At 60.6% G+C, this 25,359-nt stretch carries 23 protein-coding genes and 1 pseudogene; 15 read left to right on the forward strand and 9 right to left on the reverse strand.

Going from position 1 to position 25,359, the window contains the following annotated elements; genetic code table 11:
• Positions 1 to 4: 4 nt before the first annotated feature.
• The gene (gene pap / locus BUE09_RS08450) at positions 5 to 1,486 is read right to left on the reverse strand and encodes a polyphosphate:AMP phosphotransferase (RefSeq protein ID WP_073300549.1); all 1,482 of its coding nucleotides are present in this window, start codon (positions 1,484 to 1,486) and stop codon (positions 5 to 7) included.
• Positions 1,487 to 1,665: 179 nt separating this feature from the next.
• Between pap and mnmC the strand changes: the two genes are divergently transcribed.
• Entirely contained in the window at positions 1,666 to 3,639 is a 1,974-nt protein-coding gene (mnmC, locus tag BUE09_RS08455) for a bifunctional tRNA (5-methylaminomethyl-2-thiouridine)(34)-methyltransferase MnmC2/FAD-dependent 5-carboxymethylaminomethyl-2-thiouridine(34) oxidoreductase MnmC1 (protein WP_073300551.1), read from the forward strand.
• Between the two features lie 56 nt (positions 3,640 to 3,695).
• Here the strand turns inward: mnmC and BUE09_RS20350 are convergent, their stop codons facing one another.
• Positions 3,696 to 3,935, reverse strand: coding sequence for a DUF1127 domain-containing protein (locus BUE09_RS20350; protein ID WP_073300553.1), 240 nt, complete (start codon positions 3,933 to 3,935; stop codon positions 3,696 to 3,698).
• 96 nt (positions 3,936 to 4,031) lie between these two features.
• Between BUE09_RS20350 and BUE09_RS08465 the strand changes: the two genes are divergently transcribed.
• A complete protein-coding gene (locus BUE09_RS08465; protein ID WP_073300555.1) occupies positions 4,032 to 4,886 on the forward strand; it encodes a LysR substrate-binding domain-containing protein in 855 nt (284 codons plus the stop codon).
• Positions 4,887 to 4,914: 28 nt separating this feature from the next.
• Here the strand turns inward: BUE09_RS08465 and BUE09_RS08470 are convergent, their stop codons facing one another.
• The gene (locus BUE09_RS08470) at positions 4,915 to 5,388 is read right to left on the reverse strand and encodes a MarR family winged helix-turn-helix transcriptional regulator (RefSeq protein ID WP_073300557.1); all 474 of its coding nucleotides are present in this window, start codon (positions 5,386 to 5,388) and stop codon (positions 4,915 to 4,917) included.
• A 221-nt stretch (positions 5,389 to 5,609) separates the two neighbouring features.
• Between BUE09_RS08470 and BUE09_RS08475 the strand changes: the two genes are divergently transcribed.
• From BUE09_RS08475 to BUE09_RS08495, 5 genes are all read left to right on the forward strand, one after another.
• Positions 5,610 to 7,382, forward strand: a complete 1,773-nt coding sequence (locus BUE09_RS08475) for an N-acetylglutaminylglutamine amidotransferase (RefSeq protein ID WP_073300559.1) — start codon at positions 5,610 to 5,612, stop codon at positions 7,380 to 7,382.
• Positions 7,383 to 7,465: 83 nt separating this feature from the next.
• A complete protein-coding gene (gene ngg / locus BUE09_RS08480) occupies positions 7,466 to 9,208 on the forward strand; it encodes an N-acetylglutaminylglutamine synthetase (RefSeq protein WP_073300561.1) in 1,743 nt (580 codons plus the stop codon).
• 140 nt (positions 9,209 to 9,348) lie between these two features.
• A complete protein-coding gene (locus BUE09_RS08485) occupies positions 9,349 to 10,554 on the forward strand; it encodes an osmoprotectant NAGGN system M42 family peptidase (protein ID WP_073300563.1) in 1,206 nt (401 codons plus the stop codon).
• 180 nt (positions 10,555 to 10,734) lie between these two features.
• On the forward strand, positions 10,735 to 13,500 hold the full coding sequence (locus BUE09_RS08490) for a hybrid sensor histidine kinase/response regulator (RefSeq protein ID WP_073301011.1): 2,766 nt from the start codon (positions 10,735 to 10,737) through the stop codon (positions 13,498 to 13,500).
• Between the two features lie 10 nt (positions 13,501 to 13,510).
• Positions 13,511 to 13,741 (forward strand): YheU family protein, encoded by a 231-nt coding sequence (locus BUE09_RS08495; protein ID WP_073300565.1) that lies wholly within the window; start codon positions 13,511 to 13,513, stop codon positions 13,739 to 13,741.
• A 2-nt stretch (positions 13,742 to 13,743) separates the two neighbouring features.
• On the opposite strand, the gene BUE09_RS08500 is transcribed toward BUE09_RS08495, so the two are convergent.
• From BUE09_RS08500 to BUE09_RS08520, 5 genes are all read right to left on the reverse strand, one after another.
• A complete protein-coding gene (locus BUE09_RS08500; RefSeq protein WP_073300567.1) occupies positions 13,744 to 14,166 on the reverse strand; it encodes a hypothetical protein in 423 nt (140 codons plus the stop codon).
• A 131-nt stretch (positions 14,167 to 14,297) separates the two neighbouring features.
• Positions 14,298 to 15,443, reverse strand: coding sequence for an MFS transporter (locus BUE09_RS08505; protein WP_073300569.1), 1,146 nt, complete (start codon positions 15,441 to 15,443; stop codon positions 14,298 to 14,300).
• 108 nt (positions 15,444 to 15,551) lie between these two features.
• A complete protein-coding gene (locus tag BUE09_RS08510; RefSeq protein ID WP_073300571.1) occupies positions 15,552 to 16,358 on the reverse strand; it encodes an SDR family oxidoreductase in 807 nt (268 codons plus the stop codon).
• Positions 16,359 to 16,539: 181 nt separating this feature from the next.
• A complete protein-coding gene (locus tag BUE09_RS08515; RefSeq protein ID WP_073300573.1) occupies positions 16,540 to 18,195 on the reverse strand; it encodes a cation acetate symporter in 1,656 nt (551 codons plus the stop codon).
• Positions 18,195 to 18,509 carry a DUF485 domain-containing protein gene (locus BUE09_RS08520; protein WP_073300575.1) on the reverse strand — a complete coding sequence of 105 codons (315 nt, stop codon included), beginning with the start codon at positions 18,507 to 18,509 and terminating at the stop codon, positions 18,195 to 18,197. Before BUE09_RS08520 ends, BUE09_RS08515 begins: the two co-directional genes overlap by 1 nt.
• 269 nt (positions 18,510 to 18,778) lie before the next feature.
• On the opposite strand from BUE09_RS08520, the gene BUE09_RS08525 reads away from it, so the two are divergent.
• The 4 genes and pseudogenes from BUE09_RS08525 to BUE09_RS08540 form a co-directional block, all read left to right on the forward strand.
• Entirely contained in the window at positions 18,779 to 19,003 is a 225-nt protein-coding gene (locus BUE09_RS08525) for a DUF2061 domain-containing protein (protein ID WP_073300577.1), read from the forward strand.
• A 353-nt stretch (positions 19,004 to 19,356) separates the two neighbouring features.
• Complete coding sequence (locus BUE09_RS08530) at positions 19,357 to 20,649, forward strand: serine/threonine protein kinase (protein ID WP_073300579.1); 1,293 nt, start codon at positions 19,357 to 19,359, stop codon at positions 20,647 to 20,649.
• A 19-nt stretch (positions 20,650 to 20,668) separates the two neighbouring features.
• Positions 20,669 to 21,412: an MlaA family lipoprotein gene (locus tag BUE09_RS08535; protein ID WP_417801225.1), complete on the forward strand. Its 744-nt coding sequence runs from the start codon at positions 20,669 to 20,671 to the stop codon at positions 21,410 to 21,412.
• A gap of 32 nt (positions 21,413 to 21,444) precedes the next feature.
• Positions 21,445 to 21,564: pseudogene (locus BUE09_RS08540) on the forward strand (pirin-like C-terminal cupin domain-containing protein); the annotation flags it as partial.
• Here the strand turns inward: BUE09_RS08540 and BUE09_RS08545 are convergent.
• A complete protein-coding gene (locus BUE09_RS08545) occupies positions 21,554 to 22,504 on the reverse strand; it encodes a lipid A biosynthesis lauroyl acyltransferase (RefSeq protein ID WP_073300580.1) in 951 nt (316 codons plus the stop codon). The pseudogene BUE09_RS08540 and the gene BUE09_RS08545 overlap by 11 nt on opposite strands.
• Positions 22,505 to 22,664: 160 nt before the next feature.
• On the opposite strand from BUE09_RS08545, the gene minC reads away from it, so the two are divergent.
• The 4 genes from minC to BUE09_RS08565 all read left to right on the forward strand — a co-directional run bounded on the left by minC (position 22,665) and on the right by BUE09_RS08565 (position 25,277).
• Positions 22,665 to 23,396 (forward strand): septum site-determining protein MinC, encoded by a 732-nt coding sequence (gene minC, locus BUE09_RS08550; protein WP_073300583.1) that lies wholly within the window; start codon positions 22,665 to 22,667, stop codon positions 23,394 to 23,396.
• Between the two features lie 91 nt (positions 23,397 to 23,487).
• Entirely contained in the window at positions 23,488 to 24,303 is an 816-nt protein-coding gene (gene minD, locus BUE09_RS08555) for a septum site-determining protein MinD (RefSeq protein ID WP_073300585.1), read from the forward strand.
• Entirely contained in the window at positions 24,300 to 24,557 is a 258-nt protein-coding gene (gene minE, locus BUE09_RS08560) for a cell division topological specificity factor MinE (RefSeq protein ID WP_019341568.1), read from the forward strand. The genes minD and minE overlap by 4 nt, the downstream gene beginning before the upstream one ends.
• An 84-nt stretch (positions 24,558 to 24,641) precedes the next feature.
• On the forward strand, positions 24,642 to 25,277 hold the full coding sequence (locus tag BUE09_RS08565) for an RluA family pseudouridine synthase (protein WP_073300587.1): 636 nt from the start codon (positions 24,642 to 24,644) through the stop codon (positions 25,275 to 25,277).
• Positions 25,278 to 25,359 lie beyond the last annotated feature (82 nt).

Below are 25,359 nucleotides of genomic sequence, written 5' to 3' on the forward strand. Positions count from 1 at the left end.
TCGCTCAGCTGATTGCGGCCTCCAGCGCGTCATTGAGCGTGCGCAACACCTTGACCCGTGCAAAACGCTTGTCGTTGGCTTCGACGAGCGTCCAGGGTGCGATTTCGGTGCTGGTACGGTCGACCATGTCCGCGACCGCATGACCATAGTCATCCCACTTTTCGCGGTTGCGCCAGTCTTCTTCGGTGATCTTGAAACGTTTGTGCGGCGTGTTCTCGCGCTCTTGAAAACGCTCCATTTGCGTGTCTTTGTCAATCGACAGCCAGAACTTGACCACGACCACGTCGGCATCGACCAGCTGCTCTTCGAACTCATTGATCTCGGTATAGGCACGCAGCCATTCATCCGGCGAGCAAAAGCCCTCGACCCGCTCAACCAGCACCCGGCCGTACCAAGACCTGTCAAATATCGTGAACTGGCCCCGCGCCGGCACATTGCGCCAGAACCGCCAGAGCCACGGCTGCGCCAGTTCATCTTCGCTGGGCGCCGCGATCTGCACGATGCGGTACAGGCGAGGATCCAGCGCATCGGTGACGCGCCGGATGGTACTGCCCTTACCCGCTGCATCGTGACCCTCGAACAGCGCCAACACGCCACGCTTGCGCAAACGCGGGTCGCGCAGCAGCCCGGACAGGCGTGCCTGCTCCTGCCCCAACTGTTCCTGGTAATCGTCCTTGCTGAGCGCCTGATCGAGGTCCAGGCTGCCGAGCAGACTCAGTCGATCGAGGTTCAGCTCAACCGACGCAGTGTGCGGTTGCGAGGGCTGGCTATCGGCCGCGTCGAGTGCGGCATTCAGTCCTTCGAGCAGTAAACGACCGGCGGTGAGGCTGCGATATCGCTCGTCATAACCCTCGATCACGTACCAGGGCGCGAACTCTCGGCTGCTCCGGCGCAGGATCAGCTCACCATGACGCACGAACTTGTCATAGGTCTTGGACTGCTGCCAGTCCAGCGGGCTGATGCGCCAGCTGTGCAATGGATCATCCTTGAGCGATTCCAGGCGCTGCAACATGCGGTCCTTGGACAGATGGAACCAGAACTTGAAGATCAGCATGCCCTCGGCACAGAGCATCCGCTCGAAGCGTTGGGCACGATCGATGGCCAGTTCGAGATCGGCTTTCTTGATGCGACCATGCACCCTGTCTTCCAGCATCTTGCTGTACCAGTTACCGAAGAAGATTCCGGTCTGGCCTTTGGGCGGAAGCCGTCTCCAGTAGCGCCACGCTGGTGGATGCGAGAGTTCTTCATCGGTTGGCACGTCAAAGCTGTCGACACGGATCAGGCGTGGGTCCATCCATTCGTTGAGCAGCTTGATCGTCTCGCCTTTTCCTGCACCCTCGATGCCATTGATGAGGATCAGGATGGGAAACCGTGCCTGCTCCCTGAGGCGGTACTGCGCCAGCAGCAGCGCTTCGCGCAGAGCGGGTACTTCGGTGTTGTAGGTGTCCTTGTCGATGGAATGGCCGATTTCGGCGGACTCGAACATGTGAACTCCAGGAAAGGATGCTGTGATGAACCCTAGCAGGCCAACGCGGCCGCCGTACTGATGCAGCACCCCAGTCAGCGTTGGGTGCAGGCGGGCACGCTTATCGATGCGACAAAGCGTGCCCGCAGCAGGTTTCGCTCGGCTGCTAGAATCCCGATTTTTTACCGCAGGAAACGTCGATGCCCGCCCCGATCTCCACCGGTTTTCAGCATGCCGAACTCGACTGGGACGAGAACGGCCAACCGCAATCCCGGCAGTATAACGACGTGTATTTTTCCCGCGGTTCGGGCATAGCCGAAACCACCCATGTGTTTCTGCAACCCAATCGGCTGGCCGAGCGTTTCGCCGCCCTCCACGCCGGCGAACGCCTGGTGATCGGCGAAACGGGTTTTGGTACCGGTCTCAGTTTCCTTTGCACCTGGGCGCTTTTCGAGCGCACAGCGCCTGACACTGGCTTCCTGCACTTCGTCAGCGTTGAAAAGCACCCGCTCACGCGCGACGATTTGAATCGCGCCCTGGCTTTATGGCCGGAATTGCAGGACCAGGCGCGGCAGTTACTGGACCAGTATGTGGCGATCAACCCGGGTTTCCAGCAGTTTCGCTTCGGCCGGGTGACGCTAACGCTACTGGTAGGCGATGCGCTCGACAGGCTCAAAGAGCTGGACGCGCGCATAGATGCCTGGTTTCTCGACGGCTTCGCACCGCCGAAAAACCCGGACATGTGGCAGCCCGAGTTGTTCGGGCAGCTGGCGCGACTGTCGGCTCCAGGTGCGACTTTGGCGACGTTCAGCAGTGCCGGCAGCGTACGCCGCGCACTCAAGGAAGCGGGTTTTGAGGTCAAGCGGATACCCGGTCTCGGGCACAAATGGGAAAACCTGCAAGGGCAGCTTGCTGCGTCAGCAGATTCCTCGCCGAGCCCCTGGTTCGCCCGTCCTTCGCATAAACCGGCGCAGCGCAAGGCGCTGGTCATCGGAGCAGGCTTGGCGGGTTGCGCCAGCGCGGCCAGCCTGGCGGCGCGTGGCTGGCAGGTGGCGTTGCTGGAACGGCACGACGATGTCGCCCAGGAGGGCTCTGGCAACCCGCAAGGTGTGCTCTATTTGAAGCTTTCAGCCCACGGCACCGCGCTTGCGCAGCTGGTCGGCAGTGGCTTTGGCTACACACGCCGGCTGTTGCATAACCTGCAGCACGGACAGGACTGGGACGCGTGCGGCGTGCTGCAACTTGCCTTCGATGACAAGGAAATCGTCCGCCAGGCGGCACTGTGCGACGCCTTCCCGCCCAGCCTCCTGCGCGCGGTGCCGCGCGAAGAAGCCGAGCGGCTGGCAGGCGTAACGTTGGAACAAGGCGGGCTGTTTTATCCGGACGCCGGTTGGGCGCACCCGCCGGCGCTGTGTCGCTGGCTGATCAAGCACCCCGCCATCGAGCTGTTTGGCCATCGACAGCCGCTCGAACTGCGCCGCACCGGTGAGCAGTGGCAGGCGCTCGCCGGCGACGAGTTGCTGGCCGAAGCGCCGGTGGTAATTCTGGCCGGCGCCGCCGACGCAGCGCAGTTCAGCCAAAGCGCCTGGCTACCGCTCAAGCGAATTCGAGGGCAGATCAGCGCGCTGCCGGCCACCGAAGCAAGTTCCGCGTTGCGCACCGTGCTGTGTGCGAAGGGCTATGTCGCCCCGCCACGCGAGGGGCAGCATACGCTGGGTGCCAGCTTCAATTTTGCCGAGACCGATCCGGCGCCGAGTGCAGCGGAGCATCGTTCGAATCTGGACATGCTCAAGGAGATTTCCGGCGATCTGCACCAGCGCTTCGAGGCCGACACCTGCGACGTGGGCCAGCTGCATGGTCGTGTCGCGTTTCGCTGCACCAGCCCCGATTATCTACCCATTATCGGCGCGCTGGCCGATCCGGAACGTTTCGCCGAGGCCTATGCCGTGCTGGCAAAGGACGCTCGCCAGATACCCGATGAGCCGTGTCCGTGGCTTGATGGCTTGTACGTCAATACCGCCCACGGCTCGCGCGGCCTGATTACCGCGCCACTGTCAGGCGAGTTGCTCGCCGCGTGGCTGAATGACGAACCGTTACCCGTGCCACGCGCCATCGCCGAAGCCTGCCACCCCAATCGATTCCTGCTGCGCAAACTCATTCGCCGAACCGACTGACGGCATTCCCTGCGCCACCCAGCGTCTGGCAGCGCTCTCGAACAGATCACGGACCGTTAGCACCGACGAAACGGTTCGTCCCAAAACGGGCGGATGGTTTCGGTTTCGATATCGGCTCGGCTTAATCCGATGTCCTTGAGCATCTCATCACTCAAGGACGCGAGCTGCTGACGCTGGCGATACAGCGCGTGCCAGCGACCCAGCTGCTGCCAGGCCGCACGTAGCGTCGCTGCGAGCGAGAAATGCGGAATTGCGCTCCTGGCGCATGGTTGAATGAACTCAGCATGGCTTTTCATCTGACGTACCTCCGAGTGGGATGGCGTCAGTTTCCTGCGAAGCTTATGATCAATCCAACGAATGTTTCTGATGATGTACATCTCGGAGATTGATGAATGGCGAATTACCCCAGTATCGATGCCGAGCTGCTGCGCAGCTTTGTGGCGATTGCCGATCACGGCGGTTTTACCCGTGCAGCGGAAGCGGTCAATCGCACGCAATCGGCGATCAGCATGCAGATGAAGCGCCTGGAAGAAGACGTGCTGCAACGTTCGGTCTTCGAGCGCGACGGGCGCCAGGTCAAGCTCACCGCAGAGGGCCAGATCCTGCTCGGTTACGCGCGCAGGATTCTCAAGCTGCATGGCGAAGTGCTAACGACGTTGCGCGAACCGCACATGGTCGGCTCGGTGCGCATCGGCACCCCGGACGATTACGTGATGCGCTTCCTGCCCGGCATTCTCTCGCGCTTCGCCCAGGCTTATCCGCTGGTGCAGGTTGAAGTGCATTGCGAACCGTCCTACCAGCTGCTGCATCGGCGCGACCTGGATCTTTCAATCGTCACCCGCGAGCCGGGGACGGAGATTGGCCAAATGCTGCGCCGCGAACGCTTCGTCTGGGCCGAAGCGCCGGGCTTCAATGCCCATGAACAACGGCCCATGCCGTTGGCCATGTTCAATACCGACTGCTTCTGCCGGGCATGGGCCTGTAATGCGCTGGACAGCCTGGATATCCCCTACCGGGTTGCCTATACCAGCCCGAGTCTCTCGGCGCTGATGGCGGTGACTAACGCAGGACTCGCTGTGACCGCGCAGCTGCAAAGCCTGGTGACCGCCGACATGCGCTTGCTGGGAGAAGCCGAGGGCATGCCGGAGCTGCCTTCGTGCAGCATTGTCCTGCTGCGCAACGAGCGCAATCAGTCGCAGGTCAGCGAAACCCTGGCCGAGCATATCGTCGAAGGCTTTCGCCTGTAACAGGGCGGAAATTTAAGCGCAGCGGCAACTATTCTGCGGAACCGCATATCGACGCGGCCCGCAGCAGTGCCGCGGCGATCCCGTGCTGCTCCCAATCCGGCAGTGACGAGAAGCGCGCAAAAAATTCAGGCGGTAACAGTGATGGCGCCTGCTGTTGCAGTGCGCGCCCTTCATCCGTCAGTAACAACCATTGGCGGCGGCGGTCCAGATCATCCCGTTGGCGCAACAGCAAACCGCGCTCGGCGAGCCGGTCGAGCTGTCCGGACAGCGTCGCGGGCGTCAGGCTGACACGCTTGCTCAATGCGCTGGCGGTGAGCTGCCGCTCGCTGGCCAACACCTGCAGGATCATCAACTGCACCGGGCTCAGTCCACCGAAGCGCGCCAGTCGCTTGGCATGCATTTCGGCGTCCTGTTGCAACCGGCGCAAGGCCTGGAACAGAGACAACTCGAGGTTGGCCTCCGTCGTTTCAATAGTTTCAGATCGAATGTTTTTTCCACTCATAGACAGGTAAATCGTGCCGAGTACGGTTTGACATGAAATCACTATTCCTGTTTCCCTGTAAAACCTGACTGACGCAGCAGAGCGCGATTCAGCCTAGGCGAGACGCGTATGAACACGCCCCTCAGCCACCGAGCCAGAGCGGTACACGCCCGTCTGAAATCCTGAACTTCGCGGTCCGAGCGTCAGTCACACTCCCCAACGGAAATACCGGTAAGGATCCTATGTGTGGCATAGCTGGCGAACTTCGCTTCGATAATCAACCGGCCGATCTGGCCGCGGTTGAACGCATCACCCAATCCCTGACTGCTCGCGGCCCAGACGCCTGCGGCTTCAACAGCCAAGGCCCGCTTGCGCTGGGTCATCGACGCCTGAAAATCATGGACCTGTGCGAGGCCTCGGGTCAGCCGATGGTCGACTCGGCGCTCGGCCTGTCCATGGTGTTCAACGGCGCCATCTACAACTATCCGGAATTGCGCGCCGAACTCGAGGCGCTGGGTTATCGCTTCTTTTCCGAGGGTGACACTGAAGTGTTGCTCAAGGGCTTTCATGCCTGGGGCGAAGCCTTATTGCCGCGCCTCAACGGCATGTTCGCCTTTGCCATCTGGCAGAGAGACGTGCAAGAACTGTTCATCGCGCGCGATCGTCTTGGTATCAAGCCGCTCTATCTGTCACGCACCGGTGAGCGCCTGCGCTTTGCTTCCACGCTGCCGGCACTGCTCAAGGGCGGTGACATTGCAGGTGTGCTGAACCCGGTGGCACTGAATCACTACATGAGCTTCCATGCAGTCGTGCCGGCCCCGGATACCCTGATCGCCGGAATCGAGAAGCTGCCCCCCGGTACCTTCATGCGGGTCGACGCGAACGGCAAGAGCAGTCAACATCGCTGGTGGACGCTGGAGTTCGGCGCATCGGAGGAAGAACAAGGCTACAGCTTCGAAGACTGGCAAGAGCGCACCCTGACCACCTTGCGTGAGTCCGTCGCCCTGCGTCATCGCGCGGCAGTCGATGTGGGCGTTCTGCTGTCCGGTGGTGTCGATTCCAGTTTGCTGGTCGGCCTGCTTCGCGAAGCCGGCGCTGCGGATAACCTGCAGACCTTCTCCATCGGCTTTCAGGATGCTGGCGGCGAGCGCGGCGACGAGTTCAAGTATTCGGATCTGATCGCGCAGCACTACGGAACGCGTCATCACCAACTGCGCATTCAGGAAAAGGAAATCCTCGAACAGCTGCCCGCCGCCTTCCGCGCCATGAGCGAACCGATGGTCAGCCACGATTGCATCGCGTTCTACCTGCTCTCGCGGGAAGTTTCCAAGCACTGCAAGGTGGTGCAGAGCGGCCAGGGCGCAGACGAGCTGTTTGCCGGCTACCACTGGTATCCCCAGGTGGACGGCGCCGCGGACCCGGTCGAGGCTTATCTCAATGCCTTCCGCGACCGCAGCTTCGAGGAATACGCCGACACCGTGCAGCAGCAGTGGGTCAAGGGCGACTTCTCCGGCGACTTCGTACGTCAGCATTTCGCCCAACCCGGCGCCGAAGCAGCGGTCGACAAAGCCCTGCGCATCGACAGCACAGTGATGCTGGTCGACGATCCGGTCAAACGCGTCGACAACATGACCATGGCTTGGGGCCTCGAAGCTCGAGTGCCGTTTCTCGACCACAACGTGGCCGAACTGTCAGCGCGAATCCCGGCCAAGTACAAGCTGCCGGACGGCGGCAAATACGTGCTCAAGGAAGCCGCACGCAAAGTCATCCCAGCAGCGGTTATCGACCGTCCAAAAGGCTATTTCCCAGTACCCGGGCTCAAGCATCTCGAGGGTGACACGCTGAACTGGGTGCGCGAGTTACTGACCGATCCGAGCCAGGACCGCGGGCTGTACAACCCGGCCATGCTGGACCGGTTGTTCAAAGACCCCGAGGGTCAACTGACACCCCTGCGCGGCTCGAAATTGTGGCAGCTGGCAGCGGTCAATCTATGGTTGAGCGAACAAGGCCTCTAAGAACCCGATCATGACGGCACGGCGCTCAGGCCGACTGATGCGGCAACCGCTTTGACGTCATGACCAGCTCCAAGGAACCTACCATGCAGAAGTCTCAAGCCTATGGACAGCGGCTGTTGCGCGGCCAGACACCCACTTACGAACGCCTGCAGCAGCGACTCGCCGAGGATGGTCAGGAAGAACCCCAGGCACCCGTGACACTGCACTGCGGCTGGGGCCGCATCTTGATTGGCCACACCTATTCCGACCCGGAAAAGCTTGCTGCCGACCTGCTCCACGAACAGGCCGGGGAGCGCGACATTGCCCTGTACGTTGCCGCGCCGCATCAGGTGCTCGCCTATGCCCCGCAGCAGCTGTTCCTTGATCCATCGGACACTTCTCGCATCTGGTTCACCGATTACCGCCCGGCGCGCCGAAGCTTCCGCGGCTTCGGTATTCGCCGCGCCCAGAGCGATGAGGACTGGAAGGCGATCAACTGCCTGTACCAGTCGCGCCACATGCTGCCGGTCAACCCGGAGCTGTGCACCCCGCGAGAGCAAGGCGGTCCGGTTTACTGGCTGGCCGAAGACGACGACTCCGGTGAGATCATCGGCAGCGTCATGGGGATCAATCACCACAAGGCCTTCAACGATCCGGAGAACGGCTCCAGCCTCTGGTGCCTGGCGGTCGCGCCAAACTGCACACGCCCTGGCGTTGGCGAAGCACTGGTCCGTCATCTGATCGAACACTACATGGGCCGCGGGCTGGCCTATCTGGATTTGTCGGTCCTGCATGACAACAAGCAAGCCAAAGCGCTGTACGCCAAGCTCGGCTTCCGCGATCTGCAGACCTTCACGGTCAAGCGTAAGAACACTTTCAACCAGCCGCTGTTTCTTGGCCCAGGCCCGGAAGCCGAGCTGAATCCCTACGCCAGGATCATCGTCGACGAGGCACGCCGCCGCGGCATCGAGATTACCATCGACGATGCCGAAGCCGGACTTTTCACCCTGACCCAGGGCGGCCGAAGGGTGCGCTGTCGCGAGTCACTGTCGGACCTCACCTCAGCGGTGAGCATGACCTTGTGCCAGGATAAGAGCCTGACTCACCGTACCCTTGCCCGCGCCGGGCTTAAACTGCCTGCCCAGCAGCTGGCCGGCTCGCCCGAAGAGAATGCTGCGTTTCTCGAGCAGCACGGCGGCGTAGTGGTAAAGCCGCTCGATGGCGAACAGGGCCAAGGCGTCTCGGTCGACCTGCGCAGCAGTCAGGCCATTGAAGAAGCCATCGCCCGCGCACGTCAATTCGATCAGCGCGTGTTGCTGGAAAGCTTTCACCCCGGGCTAGATCTGCGCATCGTCGTGATTGGCTATGAAGTCGTGGCTGCGGCGATCCGCCGTCCGGCTGAAGTGGTGGGTGACGGCAGCCACAGCATTCGTCAGCTGATCGAGACCCAAAGCCGGCGCCGCCAGGCTGCGACCGACGGCGAAAGCCGAATCCCTATGGACGAGGAGACACAGCGCTGCCTCAGCGAAGCCGGCTTCGACTACGATAGCGTTCTGCCGCGCGGTGAGTACTTGGCGGTCCGCCGAACTGCCAACCTGCACACCGGTGGCACGCTCGATGATGTGACCGATCAGTTGCATCCCGAGCTGATCGACGCTGCAGTTCGGGCCGCCCGCGCATTGGATATCCCGGTGGTTGGCCTGGACCTGCTGGTGCCCGCAGCGGACCAGCCCGAGTACGTCTTCATCGAAGCGAACGAACGAGTCGGCCTGGCCAATCACCATCCCCAGCCCACCGCCGAGCGTTTTGTCGACCTGCTCTTTCCACTCAGCTACGGCACCCATTAGCGGCCTCCAGGCCGGTCATGGCCTGGTTCCGACACCCGCAGGTGTCGGAGCGGCTCCGCCGCTTCGCTTGCGGTGCTCCCGCAGCTCAACTTCACTCACTGACATGGCGGCAGCCTGTTTTTCGCCGCTAAGGAATGATCATGACTGCCAAACTTCCAGAACCGGACCTCAACTACCTGCAACGCGTGCTGCTGGAGATGCTCGCCATTCCGAGCCCCACCGGCTTCACCGACACTATCGTTCGTTATGTGGCGGAGCGGCTGCAGGAGCTTGGTATTCCCTTCGAACTGACGCGTCGCGGAACCATCCGTGCCACGCTCAAAGGCCGCCGTGACAGTCCGGATCGCGCCATTGCCGCACACCTGGACACCATCGGTGCCAGCGTCCGCGAAATCCAGGACAATGGCCGACTCGGCTTGTCCCCAGTGGGGTGTTGGTCGAGCCGCTTTGCCGAAGGCAGCCGTGTCAGCGTGTTCACTGACACCGGCGTGGTACGCGGCAGTGTGCTGCCTTTGCTGGCCTCGGGACATGCATTCAATACCGCAGTCGACGAAATGCCAATCAGCTGGAACCACGTCGAGCTGCGCCTGGACGGTTGCACCGCGAGCCGCGCGGACACCCTCGCGCTAGGCATCAATGTGGGCGATTTCGTCGCGTTCGATCCGATGCCCGAGTTCACAGACAGCGGTTACATCAGCTCACGCCACCTGGATGATAAAGCCGGCGTGGCAGCTTTGCTGGCGTCGCTCAAAGCTGTGGTCGAAAGCAGCCGGGAACCACCGATCGATTGCCATCCGCTGTTTACCATCACCGAAGAAACCGGTTCTGGCGCGGCCGGCGCCCTGCCCTGGGATGTCAGTGAGTTCGTCGGCATCGACATCGCGCCGACGGCCAAGGGGCAGGAATCCAGCGAGCACGCGGTCACCGTGGCTATGCAGGATTCGGGTGGGCCGTACGATTTCCACCTGTCGAGGCATCTGCTCAAACTGGCAGAAGGCAACGACGTTCCGGTTCGACGTGACCTGTTCCGCTACTACCACAGCGATGCGCAGTCGGCGATCGCGGCCGGTCACGATATCCGCACAGCCTTGCTTGCCTTTGGCTGCGACGCGACACACGGTTATGAGCGCACCCATATCGACAGCCTGGCCGCCATGAGCCGCTTGATCTCGGCCTACTTGCTGAGCCCGCCGGTGTTCACCAGTGACGCTCACGCCGGCCAAGACTCGCTGGAAAATTTCAGTCATCAACTCGAACACGTGACTCAGATGGAAAACGACACGCGCGTGCCGGCAGTCGATTCAATCTTCGACAAGCAAACTGATGATTCGTCTGACAGATCGTAACGTTTCATGATGCGCCGCCAACTTGAGGCAATTGCCGATTGCGAGGCGGCGTTGATCCGGGCAAAGTCGCCAACCTCTGAATCATATGAATGTTTGGCCAGTCTGGCGTGAAGCGAACAGCTTTGCCCTTCGCGCGACTGGATACTGCGCTTGCGGGTGTGCACGCCTTGGGTCAATAACATGCTGCCGCGTCTTTTTCTGGCCGTCCTACTCGTTTGTCTGACTGCTCCGGTATCGGCGTTCGAGCCCGTGCCGGTGGGCTCTCAGCATTTCCGCCAGGCGTTGGGTAGCTGGAGCTACTTTCTGCGAGACCCAGCCGCCGAGCTGAGCGTGAGCGAGGTCTTCGAACTACCCGAAAAGACCTTCGAGCCCGTGTCTGGCCTGCATCCCAACAAGGGTAAGAACGAATCGGTCTGGTGGTTCCGGGTCGAGCTGAACAACCAGTTGAACGACCCCATCGGCGGTTTCGTCGAAATCAACTATCCGCTGCTCGACGATATCCAGTTGTATCTGCGTCACCCGGACGGGCGCATCAGCCGGCAGCGTTCTGGCGACACCCATCCGTTCGACAAGCGCGCGGTCAAGGTCAGCAACTTTTTGTTCCCTCTGGCGCTGGAGCCCGGCACCTCGACCTTGCTGCTGCGTGTGGAAAGCACCAGCACGCTCTATGTACCCCTGTATTTCAGCACCTATGCCGCCAACGCCGAAGCAGCCGAGGACACGATGGGCTTGTCCGGTGCGTTTTATGGCGTGCTGTTTGCGATGTTCTGCTACAACCTCTTCCTGTTCCTTTCGCTGCGTGAGCCTGCCTACTTCTGGTATCTGATCTACAACGTCAACGTTGGCCTGTTTGCGCTCAGCTTCGACGGCTTGCTGGTCAAGTGGCTGAACGATGCGGGCGGAGTGGTCGCGTTGGGCATTTATGCACTGATGCTCAGTCATTGCCTCATCGCAGTGCAATTCAGCCGCCACTTCCTGCATACCCGCGAGTATTTTCCGCGCCTGGACTTCACATTACGTGTGGCGCTGCTGCTGTCGGCGGCCGCACTGCTGTCCGGCTTCGTTCTGGAAACCCAGGTCTGGAGCGTACTCGCCAGTGTGATGGTCATCAGCTCGTCTATCGGTCTGCTGCTGACCGGCGCTTTCGTCTGGAGCCGCGGTGTGCGTTATGGCCTGTACTACACCTTGGCCTGGGGCGTACTGCTCGCGACTTTCGTCATCGTCACAGCCGGTTCCCTGGGGTTCAACCTGCTGGGCCTGTATGGCGCCTCGATCGTTAAAGCCGGTATTGCCTTCGAGTTGATCACCCTGTCGATCGGGCTCGCCGATCGTATCAACCTGCTCAAGGAAGAAGGCTTCCGTTCACGCCAGGCAGCCGAGCGGGCAGAAAGCGAGAACCAGGCAAAGAGCCGCTTCCTGGCGAAAATGAGCCATGAAATCCGCACGCCGTTGAACGGCGTATTGGGCATGCTGCAATTGCTGCGTGAAACGCCGCTGGATCGTAACCAGCGTTTCTATCTCGATACGGTGTCCAGCTCCAGTAACTCGCTGATGACAGTCATCAACGACATCCTCGACTATGCGCGGATTGGCGCTGGCAAGCTGGTCCTGGAAGACATCGAGTACGACCTGGAAGCGCTGGTCTCCGAGACCATCAGCCTGTTCACGGCCCAGGCACTGCAGAAGCAGTTGAGCCTGCATCTCAGCCTCGCGCCGGGTGTGCCGCGCCGCCTGCGCGGCGATCCAACCCGCCTCAAGCAAATCCTGATGAACCTGCTCAGCAACTCGTTGAAATTCACCGAACATGGCGGCGTAGTGCTGAAGGTCATTTGTCAGGGCCCGGAAGGCGATCGAAGCCTGGTTTTCTCGATCACCGACAGCGGCATCGGCATGCGCGCGGAGGTTCTGGCGCAGCTGTTCGAATCCTTTGCCCAGGGTGATTCCAGCACCACGCGGCGCTACGGTGGCAGTGGTCTGGGGTTGGTCATCAGCAAGGAGCTGGTGGAAATGATGGGCGGCCAGATCGATGTGCAGAGCACCCCCGGCCAGGGCAGCCAATTCAGTTTCGATATTCCGCTGCATGAAGCGAGCGACAACCTCGACCCACTCACAGCACTACTCGAAGGTCGAACCGCCGTAATCGCATCCAGGGATATCTGCGCGCTGGACGCGATGGGCAACCTGCTGCACCGCTGGGGCATGCGAATCGTCCGCTGCGAGGAGCCACAACGACTGCGACGTTACCTCGACGAGCAAGCTACAACCCCACTGCTGGTAATTATGGCGCCATGGCTTGGCCAACCACAGGCTTGGCTCAACGCCGTGGCCGACCAGCTCGAACCGAATCAGCAGGTGCTACTGCTCTACCCGCCACAAAGCGAACCTTCACCGGCATCGTCATCGTTGCGCCTGGCCAATTTGCCGTTGCCGCTGCTGCTCAGCCCACTACGCGAAGCGCTTCATCGCCTTTATCAGGCGACTCATATGTCTGATGGCGGCGCACCGCTTGCCACTGACAACCTGACAGGCTCCAGGCCGCTCGTTCTCGCCGTCGAGGACAACCCTGTCAGTCAGATGGTGGTGTCCAGCCTGCTGCGCAAACGGGGCTACGAGGTCATGGTTGCTGAGAACGGGCGCAAGGCGATCAATGCATACAGCAAGAACCCATCCGCGGTGCAGTTGATTCTCATGGATTGCGAGATGCCCGAGATGGATGGCTTCGAGGCCAGCCGACAAATCCGCCGACTCGAGGCGCAATTGCAGCTGCGGCCGGTGCCGATCATCGCGCTGACCGCCCACGTACTCGATGAGCATCGCCGCGCTGGCAGCGAGGCCGGCATGGATGAGTTCATTGGCAAGCCGCTAGACAGCGAGCAGCTGTATGCTTACCTGGATCGGTTCCTCAACGCACCGATCAACGAACCCGACCTGCACCATCCCACTTGATCCGACACCGATGCTCATCCCTTACGACCAGCTCGAACCTGACACCCTGACCCGCCTCATCGAAGATTTCGTGACCCGCGAGGGCACCGATAATGGCGACGAGACGCCGCTGGAAACCCGCGTTGAACGGGTACGCCAGGCACTGCGCAAAGGCACCGCAGTCATTGTGTTCGACGTTGATCATCAGCAGTGCCAGTTGGCACTCAGGCGCGACGTACCGAAGGAGTGGCTGGAGGACTAGCCTCAGCTGAGCACGCCACCGTCACGCTCCCAGGCACAGCGCATGCGCAGATCGCTTTGATGGGGGCTGTGGGAACCGCTTTCGGTTTCCCAGCGGAAGGTATGAATTCCACTGAGTTCGGTCTCCAGGTGGACCACGGCGCTGGTCCAATAGAGTTCGTTCAGCAGCGCCTCGAAATGATTTACCCAGAGCGCCCACTCATATTCGACCGCGCGGTAACTGGCGCCGAAGTGAATGACCTGCGTCTGATACACGCCTTGGTCCATGCAGCAGGAGAACATCTCTCTTCCGAGAAAAGGCCAACCCTCGCCTTGCGGCAGGCTGTAGAGCGCACGGCGGTTGACCGCGCGGCGCAATCGACACTGCTCGGCGTCGGCAGAAGGCCAGTCGCGGATGCTGCCGTAGACAATGGATTCCGGCTCCACAGAAACACTCCAGGCGAAAGCCCGACATGTTCGATCAAATCCGCCCAGCCTTCCAGCGCCCCGTGCAGCCAAGGTCAGGGCACACGCTGCAGAGGTGACGCAGACCACAACCTAAACGCGGTGGAGTCGCTTCAGCGAGTGCTCGCTGCGGCCAGATCGCGACGGGGTGCCAGCCGCAAGGCGAGCAGCGACATCGCCGCCGACATGGTTGCAAGCACGAAGAAGGGTTGACGATAGTCGCCGGCGATATCTCGGCCCAACCCGGTCAGCACCGGTGTGAAACAGGCCAGGCAATAACCGGTGCAGAGCATCATTGCCGTCAAGCGACTAACCGCAAGCGGTGTGCTCGCTTCGTACATCGGCAAAACCAGCGACATGGAAAATGTGCCGTTCAAGGCTACGCCCAGCAACATGCACACCAGTAATGGATTGACCTGCGGAAGCCAGGCGATGACCAGCAGACAGACCGTTGCCAGCACGCCGCAGCAAGACATCAGCAGGTGCCGCCGACCAAAGCGCTGCGCCAGCCACGGCATGATGAATGCGCTGGGTAAACCGATCAGCATGAAACCGCTGAAGAAGGCATTGCTCTGCAACAGGCTGAAGCCAGCTTCGTGGTAACGCGCTACCAGCCAGGTCGCCAGCGCGTAGAACAGACCGGCCTGCAGCGCGAAATAGATGCTTACCAACCAGGCGCGCGGCTCGCGCCACGGCAGACCGGCGCGGCTTTCGACGGCCGGTTCCGGCTGGTTCGGCAAACGCCACCAGATCAGTAGCGCCAGCATCGCAGGAATCGCCCACAGCGCCAGGCCCCAGGTCCAGCGCTGGCCCAGCAGCTCGGCCGCAGGTGCGGTAAGCACCACACCGACGGTGCCGCCAACGGCCATGCTCAAGGAATAGTAGGCGGCAGTCTTGCCCATCTGCTCGAGAAAATAACGCTTGATGAAGCCCGACAACAGCGGCCCGGCAACCGCGATTCCGGCGCCGACCATGGCGGCGGTGCCAATCAACACCGGCGCACTTCTACCAAACAGACGCAGCAATAGCGCCAGACCGATCAAGCCAAGGCACAGGCTGATGGTGCGTTCCAACCCGAAGCGCACGGCCAGACGTGGCGCCAAAGGCGCCAGCAAGCCCATCAGCAGTACTGGCAAGGCCGTGGTGAGGCTGATCACGCTGCGGCTGAGACTCAGCTCCTCGGCGATGCGTTCGATCAGTGGTGCGAACGAGGTAATGCCGGGCCGAAGGTTGATTGCAGCCAGCACGAGAGCCAGCATGAGTAGCCAGCGAGACGGGTTCTTCACGTTTAATCCAGAGGCAAACTGGGTAGGACCGGCAACCCTACTCCCGCCCCTGGATCAGGGCAAGCAAAACGGACCTATCGGTCAGGTTTTGCGCTTACTACGTTTCTTCTCTGCCAGCAGCGCCATCTCGTCGTAGATCGCCTGTGGATTCTGTTGCTTGATTTTCCAAGCTGCCCGGCCTTCATCATGCGGCAGGATCATGAACACACCCTCGTCGACCTGACGGTAGATATAGTCGGCGATGTCTGCAGCAGAGATAGGCGACGCTTCGAGCAGCTTGCTGATCTGCGCTTTCATGTTGGGCGTCGGACCGCGATAAGAATCCATCAGATTGGTCTGGAAAAATGACGGGCAGACCACATGAATCCCGACTTCCTGCTGTTTCAGTTCCACCAGCAGGCTCTCGGACAACGCTACTACGCCGGCCTTGGCCACGTTGTAGTTGCTCATTCCTGGCGCCTGCATCAACGCCGCCATGGACGCGATGTTAATGATCTTGCCCTGGCTCTTCTGCACCAATGGCAGAAAGGCCTTGCAGCCCTTGACCACGCCCATCAGGTTGATCGCGATCTGCCAGTCCCAGTCCTCCAGCGACAGCTCCTCGAAGAAGCCACCCGAGGCAACGCCAGCGTTGTTGACCACCACGTCGATGCCGCCAAGCTTGCTCTCGCAGGCCTGCGCCAGCGCCGTGAGCTGGCTGTAGTCGCGCACGTCACAGCGTTGCGTAAAGCCGTCGCCGCCCGCATCACGGACCATTTTCAGGGTTTCTGCCAGACCGGCCTCGTTGACATCCGACAATGCCAGTTGCCAGCCTTCGCGCGCCCAGCGCAAAGCGATTTCACGACCCAGACCGGAACCGGCGCCAGTGACCATCATGCGATTTTGCATCGTTTGTAACCTTTTGTTCGTTGGGTTGCCACGAGTCTAGCGAAAGCTACTGCAGGCTCCGGCCTCTATCGAAATGCTGAATGACAGCCATGCTCCGCTCCCGATTGACGCTGCTGAGGCAGGTCCCCGTCAGAACAAAAAAGGCAGCCCGAAGGCTGCCTTTAGATCACGACACCAGGAATCAGTGTGCGACTGCGCCACTCGAACCCAGACCGGTCTGCGAGCGGATGAACTGCGGGAAGAAGCGCGCCCGCTCTTCGGCAGCCATCTTGGACTTGTCGGTCACCGAGAAGAACCACAGGCCGGCGAAAGACGCAATCATGGCGAACAGAGCCGGGTACTTGTACGGGAAGATGGCCTTCTCGAAGTGCAGCACGTCGACCCATACCGTCGGGCTGAGAATGGTTAGCAGCAATGCCGTACCCAGGCCCATCGCGCCACCGATCAGCGCACCGCGTGTAGTCAGGTTCTTCCAGTACATCGAGAGGAACAGGATCGGAAAGTTGCAGCTGGCGGCAACCGAGAACGCCAGGCCGACCATGAAGGCGATATTCTGATTCTCGAACGCGACGCCGAGCAGGATGGCCAGTACACCCAATGCCAGCGTGGTGCGCTTGGTCACCTTCATCTCATCTTCTTCCCTGGCCTTGCCCTTCTTGATCACGCAGGCGTAGAGGTCATGGGCAACGGCGGAAGCACCAGCCAGCGCCAGGCCCGAGACCACCGCCAGAATGGTGGCGAAGGCCACTGCGGAGATGAAGCCCAGGAACAGGTTGCCGCCGACCGCTGAAGCCAGGTGGATGGCGACCATGTTGGTCCCACCGATGATGGCTCCCGAGGCGTCCTTGAAGCTTGGGTTGGTGCTGACCAGCAGGATCGCGCCGAAACCGATAATAAAGGTCAGTATGTAGAAGTAACCAATGAAGCCAGTTGCGTAGAACACGCTCTTGCGCGCTTCCTTGGCATCGGCAACGGTGAAGAAGCGCATCAGGATGTGCGGCAGACCGGCAGTGCCGAACATCAACGCCAGGCCCAGCGAGATCGCCGAGATCGGGTCGGAAACCAGGCCGCCCGGGCTCATGATCGCCTGATGGCTCGGGTGCAGCGCTACCGCGTCGGAGAACAGGCGGCTGAAATCGAAGCCGACGTTATACATGACCATGACGGCCATGAAGGTTGCGCCAGCCAGCAGCAGGACAGCCTTGATGATCTGTACCCAAGTGGTCGCTAGCATGCCGCCGAACATGACGTACATGACCATCAGCACGCCGACCATCACCACCGCGACCAGATAGTCGAGGCCGAACAGCAACTGAATCAGCTTGCCCGCTCCCACCATTTGCGCGATCAGGTAGAAGGCCACCACGATCAGCGAACCGCATGCGGAAAGGATACGGATCTGCGTCTGCCCCAGGCGGTAGGAGGCGACGTCGGAGAAGGTGAACTTGCCCAGGTTGCGCAGGCGCTCGGCCATCAGGAACAGAATGATCGGCCAGCCCACCAGAAAGCCGATCGAGTAAATCAGGCCGTCATAACCACTGGTGAAAACCAGCGCGGAAATACCGAGAAATGACGCCGCGGACATGAAATCGCCAGCGATCGCCAACCCGTTCTGAAAGCCGGTGATGCTGCCGCCGGCCGTGTAGTAATCAGAGGTAGACGTGTTGCGTTTGGCCGCCCATTTGGTGATACCCATCGTGAACACGATGAATACGATGAACATGGAAATGGCGGTCCAGTTGGTCGGCTGTTTCTGCACATCGCCGGTCAGGGCGTCAGCAAACAGTGCCGGAGCAACTGCCATCAGAGCAGTTGCGGTCAGCAGGCGAGCAAGCATTATTTCTGAGCCTCGTTGAGGATGTCCTGGGTGATGCGATCGAACTCGCCGTTGGCGCGTTGCACGTAAACGCCGGTCAGCACGAACGACAGGAAGATCAAGCCCAGACCCGCCGGGATGCCCCAGGTGGTGACGGAGCCTGTAGTCAAGGGTGTTCCCAGAACCGCAGGGTCAAATGCGATAACCAGGATGAACGCGAAGTAAGCGGTGAGCATGATGGCCGCCAGCATCCAGGCGAAACGACCACGCTTGGTAACCAGGTCTTGGAATCGTGGGTCAGCATTGATTTGCTGAATTACGGTCTCGTTGTTCATTGGGGTCTCCACACGGGCCTCTGCCCACACATGAAGGCAGGGCGGCTACTTTAGGGCCGGCCCGTTCGAACACCACTCGACCATAGTCTTGTTTTTATTTCGCCAAACGCCCGGAACAGACGCGTCGGTGCGGTTTCCCTTGTTCGCCGCGGGGCTATAGAACATCGCTATGCCGGTTATCAACCGCGACGATTTCCTGACTCGCACGAAGAGGACCAAACTCCATTGCATTCGAGAACGCTTCTCGAAAACCTTTGGAGTGCGCTGCCATGATCAAGACCGTAACCTTCACCCTGATGCACTTCTGCATCGCTTTTACGGTTACTTATGCTCTGACCGGAAGCGTCGCGGCTGGCGGATTGGTGGCGGCTATCGAGCCTCTGTGCAATTCAGTCGGTTTCTATTTCCACGAGAAAATCTGGCAGCGCCTGGGCAAAGACCAAGCGCAAGCGGAAAAGATACCGCCCCACGCCTGGCTCCATCACCAGGCGTGAACTCCCGTCGCAGCCGCAGCCGAACTTCATGACGGGCAAAAGCTGTACGCATGACCAAATGGTCACTACAAGAGCTTGCAGCTCGCCGACAAGGCTTTTAGCTATGAACTAGCGGGAGGACGCAACCAGCCGGCTTAGTTATGGTCAATGCTTAGCGAAGCAACATGCCATGAGCGATTGCAGGCACTATCGGTACAGGTGCGTTATTTTTCTCGGCAGGCAAAGCCGCGATCCCACGAAGAGCGACAGGACGAGGCTCAAACCTTCCACGAAAGACTGAACGCCCTTCGCAGCCGATATCATCCTCGCACCCGACAAACCGAACCCCACCGTAGTCACCGGAGATCCCACATATGCGCTTGCTGCTGTGTCTGAGCGCACTGCTCGCACTGATCGTTATGCCTGCCCACGCGGCCGACATCAGCGTCGAACAATACGGCTATCCGCTGAGCAACCCATTCGAGGCAACGATAGCCACAACACCGGTGGCACTGCGCGCCGAGCTGCCAGGCGATGATGACATTGACCAGGCGGACTACAGCATCCGGTTACGTCCCGAGCGTGAGTTCACCCTGCCCGATAATTTCTGGGCGGTAAAACGGCTGACCTACAGGCTGGCAAAACAACCTGGGCCAGCGCCGCTGATGTTCATCATCTCTGGCACGGGTGCCAGCTACTCCGCCGGTAAGACCGAGTCGCTCAAGCGACTGTTCTATGGGGCTGGCTACCACGTGGTGCAACTGTCCTCCCCGACCAGTTTCGACTTTATCGCTGCCGCCTCGCGCTACGCGACGCCAGGTTATAGCCCAGGCGATGCGAAGGACCTCTACCGCGTGATGCAAGCCATTCGCGCCCAGCAGCATGATCTACCGGTAACCGAATTCAACCTGTTGGGCTACAGCCTCGGCGCGCTCCACGCCGCCTTCGTCAGCAAGCTCGACGAGACGCGGCAGAGTTTCAACTTCGAGCGCGTGTTGATGGTCAACCCACCGGTGAACCTCTACACCTCGATCAGCAACCTCGACAAGCTGGTGCAGACACAGGTCGATGCCATCGACAGCACCACTACGTTCTACGAAGTCGTCTTGGAAAAGCTCACTCGGTACTACCGCCAGCAAGGCACGATCAACCTGGACGAGGCAATGCTGTTCGATTTCCAGCAATCGGCGCTGCGGCTGACGGACGAACAGATGGCCATGCTGATTGGGTCAGTATTCCGCTTCTCGGCGGCCGATATTGCGTTCACCTCGGATCTGATCAACCGCCGCGGCCTGATCGTGCCACCGAAATACCCAATCGATGAAGGCACCAGCCTCGAGCCGTTCTTTCGCCGCGCGCTGCTCTGTGACTTCGATTGCTATATCACCGAGCAACTGATCCCCATGTGGCGGGCGCAGCAGGACGGCGGAAGCATGGCGCAACTGATACAGCAGGTCAGTCTGTATGCGTTGGAAGACTACATGCGCAGCAGCCCGAAGATCGGCGTAATGCATAACGCCGATGACATCATTCTCGGCGCGGGCGATCTGGGCTTCCTTCGACGCACCTTCGGTGACCGGATGAAGCTTTACCCTCGCGGTGGCCACTGCGGCAACCTTACCTACCGGGTCAATGCCCACGATATGTTGGAGTTTTTCCGTGGCTAAACGCTCTCTGCTTGCCGTCATGTTGCTGCTCAGTGGCGCGGCCCATGCCCAGACGGGAACTGTCGATGAAGATGGATTTACCCATCCGTTGCGTGACCTGGAGTTCAACCCCGGCCTCGACCAGCGCGAATTCGAGCGCGCCACCTTCGACGCGCTGAACATCTATGACCCCTGGGAGTCGCTGAACCGGCGCATGTACTACTTCAACTATCGACTGGATCAGTTCGTGATGTTGCCTGCCGTCCGCGGCTACCGTTACGTCACGCCGAAAATCGTGCGGACCGGCGTCAGCAACTTCTTCGATAACCTCGGGGAAATCCCGACACTTTTTAACAGCGTCGCTCAGCTCAAGGGCGAGCGCGCCATGACCACCACGGCGCGCCTGCTGTTCAACACGATCCTTGGCATCGGAGGCATCTGGGACCCTGCATCGCGCATGGGCTTGCCCCGCTATAACGAGGATTTCGGCCAGACCCTTGGCTTCTATGGCGTACCCCACGGCCCGTACCTGATCCTGCCGGCGCTCGGCCCGTCCAACCTGCGGGACACGGCGGGCCAGGCGGTGGATTTCGGTGTCGAGCGGCAGGTCGACTACTTCAGCTATGCCGAAGCCAGCGGTGGGGAGTTCGGCCTCACGGCGCTGCGATTGATCGACATCCGCCACACCACGCCCCTGCGTTACGGCCAGCTCAACTCGCCGTTCGAGTACGAGAAGGTCCGCTACGTCTATACCCGTGCACGGGAGCTGCAGATCGGAGAATGATCGATTTGTCCGATACGAAAGGTTCGAGTTTCGCCCTGGCAGGCCGCCCAATCGGCGTGCCGATTGGGCAGTACGGGCCGTTCGTGATGAACAGCCGCGAAGAGATCGAGCAGGCGCTACGCGGCTTCCGCGACGGTGTTTTTACGGACTGACCGGTTTCTTCGGGCGCTTGCGGTAAAGGCTCGGATCCCCCGCCGGTCGCGTCTTGAAGCGCCGGTGGGCCCACAGGTATTGCTCAGGGTGTTGCCTGACCGAGTCTTCGATCCACTCGTTGATTCGGCGGCAATCAGCCTCCTCGCTTTCACCGGGGAAGTCGTCCAATGGTGGATGCACCACCAGGCTGTAGCCCTTTCCGTCAGGCAGGCGCTCCAGCGTGTAAGGTACCACCTTAGCCCGTCCCAGGCGGGCGAACTTGGTCGTAGCGGTCACGGTTGCCGCCTGAATACCGAACCAGGGTACGAAGATGCTCTGCTTACGGCCGTAATCTTGGTCTGGCGCATACCAGATCGCCCGGCCCGCACGCAGGACCTTGAGCATGGCACGCACATCCTCGCGTTCGATCGCTGTCGCATCCTGGTTATGCCGCTCCCGGCCACGCCGTTGCACGTAATCGAACACCGGGTTCTTGTGCTCCCGGTACATGCCGTCGATGGTGTGCCACTGACCGAGCAGCGCTCCGCCAATTTCCAGCGTGGTGAAATGCAGCGTCATCAGGATCACGCCCTGGCCTTGCGCCTGTGCTTGCTGCAGATGTTCGAGCCCCTGGATTTGCGCCAGTCGCTGCAAACGCAACTTGGGCCACCACCAACTCATCGCCATTTCGAAGAAGGCAATGCCGGTCGAGGCAAAGTTCTCGCGCAGCAGTCGCTCACGCTCCGCTTCGCACAGCTCTGGAAAGCACAGCTGCAGGTTGCGCCGTGCGATCTGCCGTCTCGAGCGCGCAACCCGATACATCAGTGCGCCCAGCCCTCGTCCCAGCAGCAACAGCATCCGATAGGGCAATTGCACCACCAGCCACAGCAAACCGAGGCCAAACCACAGCAACCAGAAACGCGGGTGAAGAAATGATGAGCGGAAACGAGGACGATCCATTGGCAAGCCCGAACCGATAAAAGCGCGCATTCTAGCGATAAATCGCCCGCCAATGCGGCAGCATCGCGATGCACGGCATCCGTTCGACGGTGCTGGTGAGACTTGCAGGCGGCAGTCTCCCCCGCTATAAGTCCTCGCCATTTACCGCAGCAGGCAGACCATGAGCCAAGCCGATCTCACCGACCAAGCCCCCGTGTTCCAGCTCAAGGGCAGCATGCTCGCCATCACCGTGCTGGAGCTGACGCAGAACGATCTGCAGCGTCTGGATCAACAGCTCGCCGTCAAGGTCGAACAAGCCCCGGATTTCTTCAACAACACCCCGCTGGTGTTGGCGCTAGACAAGCTCCCGGCCGATTGCAACCTTGACCTGCCCGCCCTCATCGCGCTCTGCCGCAAGCACGGTCTGCGTACCCTGGCGTTGCGTGCAGGCGATCCGCAGATTGTCGAAGCGGCCGGTCAACTCGATTTGCCTATACTGCCGCCGTCGGGCGCTCGCGAACGCAAGCTCGACATCGCCAGCAAGGCGCCAGCCGAGCCCGCCAAACCGGCAGAACCTATCTACCGGCCGACACGGGTGATCACCACCCCCATCCGCGGCGGCCAACAGGTCTATGCCCAGGGTGGCGATCTCATCGTGCTTGCCGCGGTGAGTCCCGGAGCGGAACTTCTCGCCGATGGGAACATCCATGTGTACGGCCCGCTGCGTGGGCGTGCGCTGGCAGGCATCAAGGGCGACGCCAATGCACGTATTTTCTGTCAGCAGCTAGCGGCTGAAATGGTCTCGATTGCAGGGCATTACAAGGTCGCCGAAGATCTTAGACGCGACCCTTTGTGGACCGAAGCCGTGCAGATGAAGCTATCCGGCGATGTGTTGAACATCACCCGCCTTTAACGGATACTGCCGCGAATTTTCAAGCACCAAAACGGGCGTACTGTAAGCCGACTCGGCTACGGTCCCGACATCATATTTAGGGTGAATCACCTTGGCCAAGATCCTCGTAGTCACTTCCGGCAAGGGTGGCGTCGGTAAAACCACTTCCAGCGCCGCCATCGGTACCGGCCTCGCCTTGCGCGGCCACAAGACCGTCATCGTCGACTTCGACGTCGGTCTGCGTAATCTGGACCTGATCATGGGCTGCGAGCGTCGCGTGGTGTATGACTTCGTCAATGTCATTCAGGGCGACGCCACTCTCACCCAGGCACTGATCAAGGACAAGCGTCTCGAAAACCTTTACGTCCTTGCCGCCAGCCAGACCCGCGACAAGGATGCCCTGACGCTCGAAGGCGTCGGCAAGGTCATCGATGAGCTGGCCAAGACCTTCGAGTTCGTCATCTGCGACTCACCAGCTGGTATCGAGAAAGGCGCGCACCTGGCGATGTACTTCGCCGACGAAGCCATCGTCGTAACCAACCCGGAAGTGTCTTCGGTTCGCGATTCGGACCGCATGCTCGGCCTGCTGGCCAGCAAATCCCGCCGTGCTGAAAACGGTGAAGAACCTATCAAGGAACATCTGCTGTTGACTCGCTACAACCCCGAGCGCGTAGTCAAGGGCGAGATGCTCGGTGTCGAGGACGTCGAGGAAATCCTCTCGATCCGTCTGCTTGGCGTTATCCCCGAATCCCAAGCCGTGCTGAAAGCCTCCAACCAGGGCGTGCCGGTCATCCTTGATGACCAGAGCGACGCCGGCCAGGCCTACAGCGACGCCGTGGATCGACTGCTGGGCAAGGAAGTGAACCATCGCTTCCTCGATGTGAAGAAGCAGGGCTTCCTGCAACGTCTGTTTGGAGGCCGCGAATGAACCTTCTCGACTTCTTTCGTGAACGCAAGAAGAAGGAAACGCCAGCCAACATCGCCAAGGAACGCCTGCAGATCATCGTCGCCCACGAGCGCGGCCAGCGAACGCAACCGGATTACCTGCCGGCCCTGCAGAAAGAGCTGGTCGAGGTGATTCGAAAGTACGTCAACATCGACAGCGATCAGGTGCAGGTAGCCCTGGAAGATCAGGGTAGCTGTTCGATCCTCGAGTTGAACATCACACTGCCGGATCGTTAACCGTCAGGCCAGGCAGCAGGCTCGCATGTGCTGCGCCAATTCATCGGCGACTTCGGTCGCCGATGTCGTTTGCGGAATTCGAAAATGCCCCTCAGCAACATCCAGATCGTTCATCAAGACGCCGCGCTGCTGGTTATCAACAAACCTACCCTGCTGCTGTCGGTGCCCGGTCGCGCGGATGACAACAAGGATTGTCTGGTTACCCGCCTGCAGGAAAATGGTTATCCAGAGGCGCGGATCGTCCACCGCCTGGATTGGGAAACCTCAGGCCTGATCGTGCTGGCGCGTGACGCCGATAGCCACCGCGAGCTCTCGCGACAGTTCCATGACCGCGAGACAGAAAAAGCCTATACCGCCTTATGCTGGGGCGAACCCGAGCAGGGCAGCGGCAGTATCGAATTACCGCTGCGCTATGACCCTCCGACCAAACCACGGCATGTGGTCGACCATGAACTGGGCAAACACGCCCTGACGTATTGGCGCGTCCTGGAACGCTGCGGTGATTACAGCCGGGTCGAGCTCACCCCGATCACCGGCCGCTCCCATCAGCTGCGCGTGCACATGCTTTCGATCGGCCATCCGCTACTGGGCGATCGCCTCTACGCGCACGAGCAAGCCCTCGCCGCACATGACCGGCTCTGCCTGCACGCCAGCATGCTCGCCCTGACCCACCCTCAAACCGGTGAACGTATGCGCTTCGACTGCCCGGCGCCGTTCTAGTTGGCGAATTGCCAATTTACCTACGCCCCTACTGTCAGCTCGCTCTTATCTCAGGCTCCACGAAGAACAAAAAAGGGTGGAC

The organism is Stutzerimonas xanthomarina DSM 18231 (assembly GCF_900129835.1).
In the GTDB taxonomy this organism is placed as follows: Bacteria; Pseudomonadota; Gammaproteobacteria; order Pseudomonadales; family Pseudomonadaceae; genus Stutzerimonas; species Stutzerimonas xanthomarina.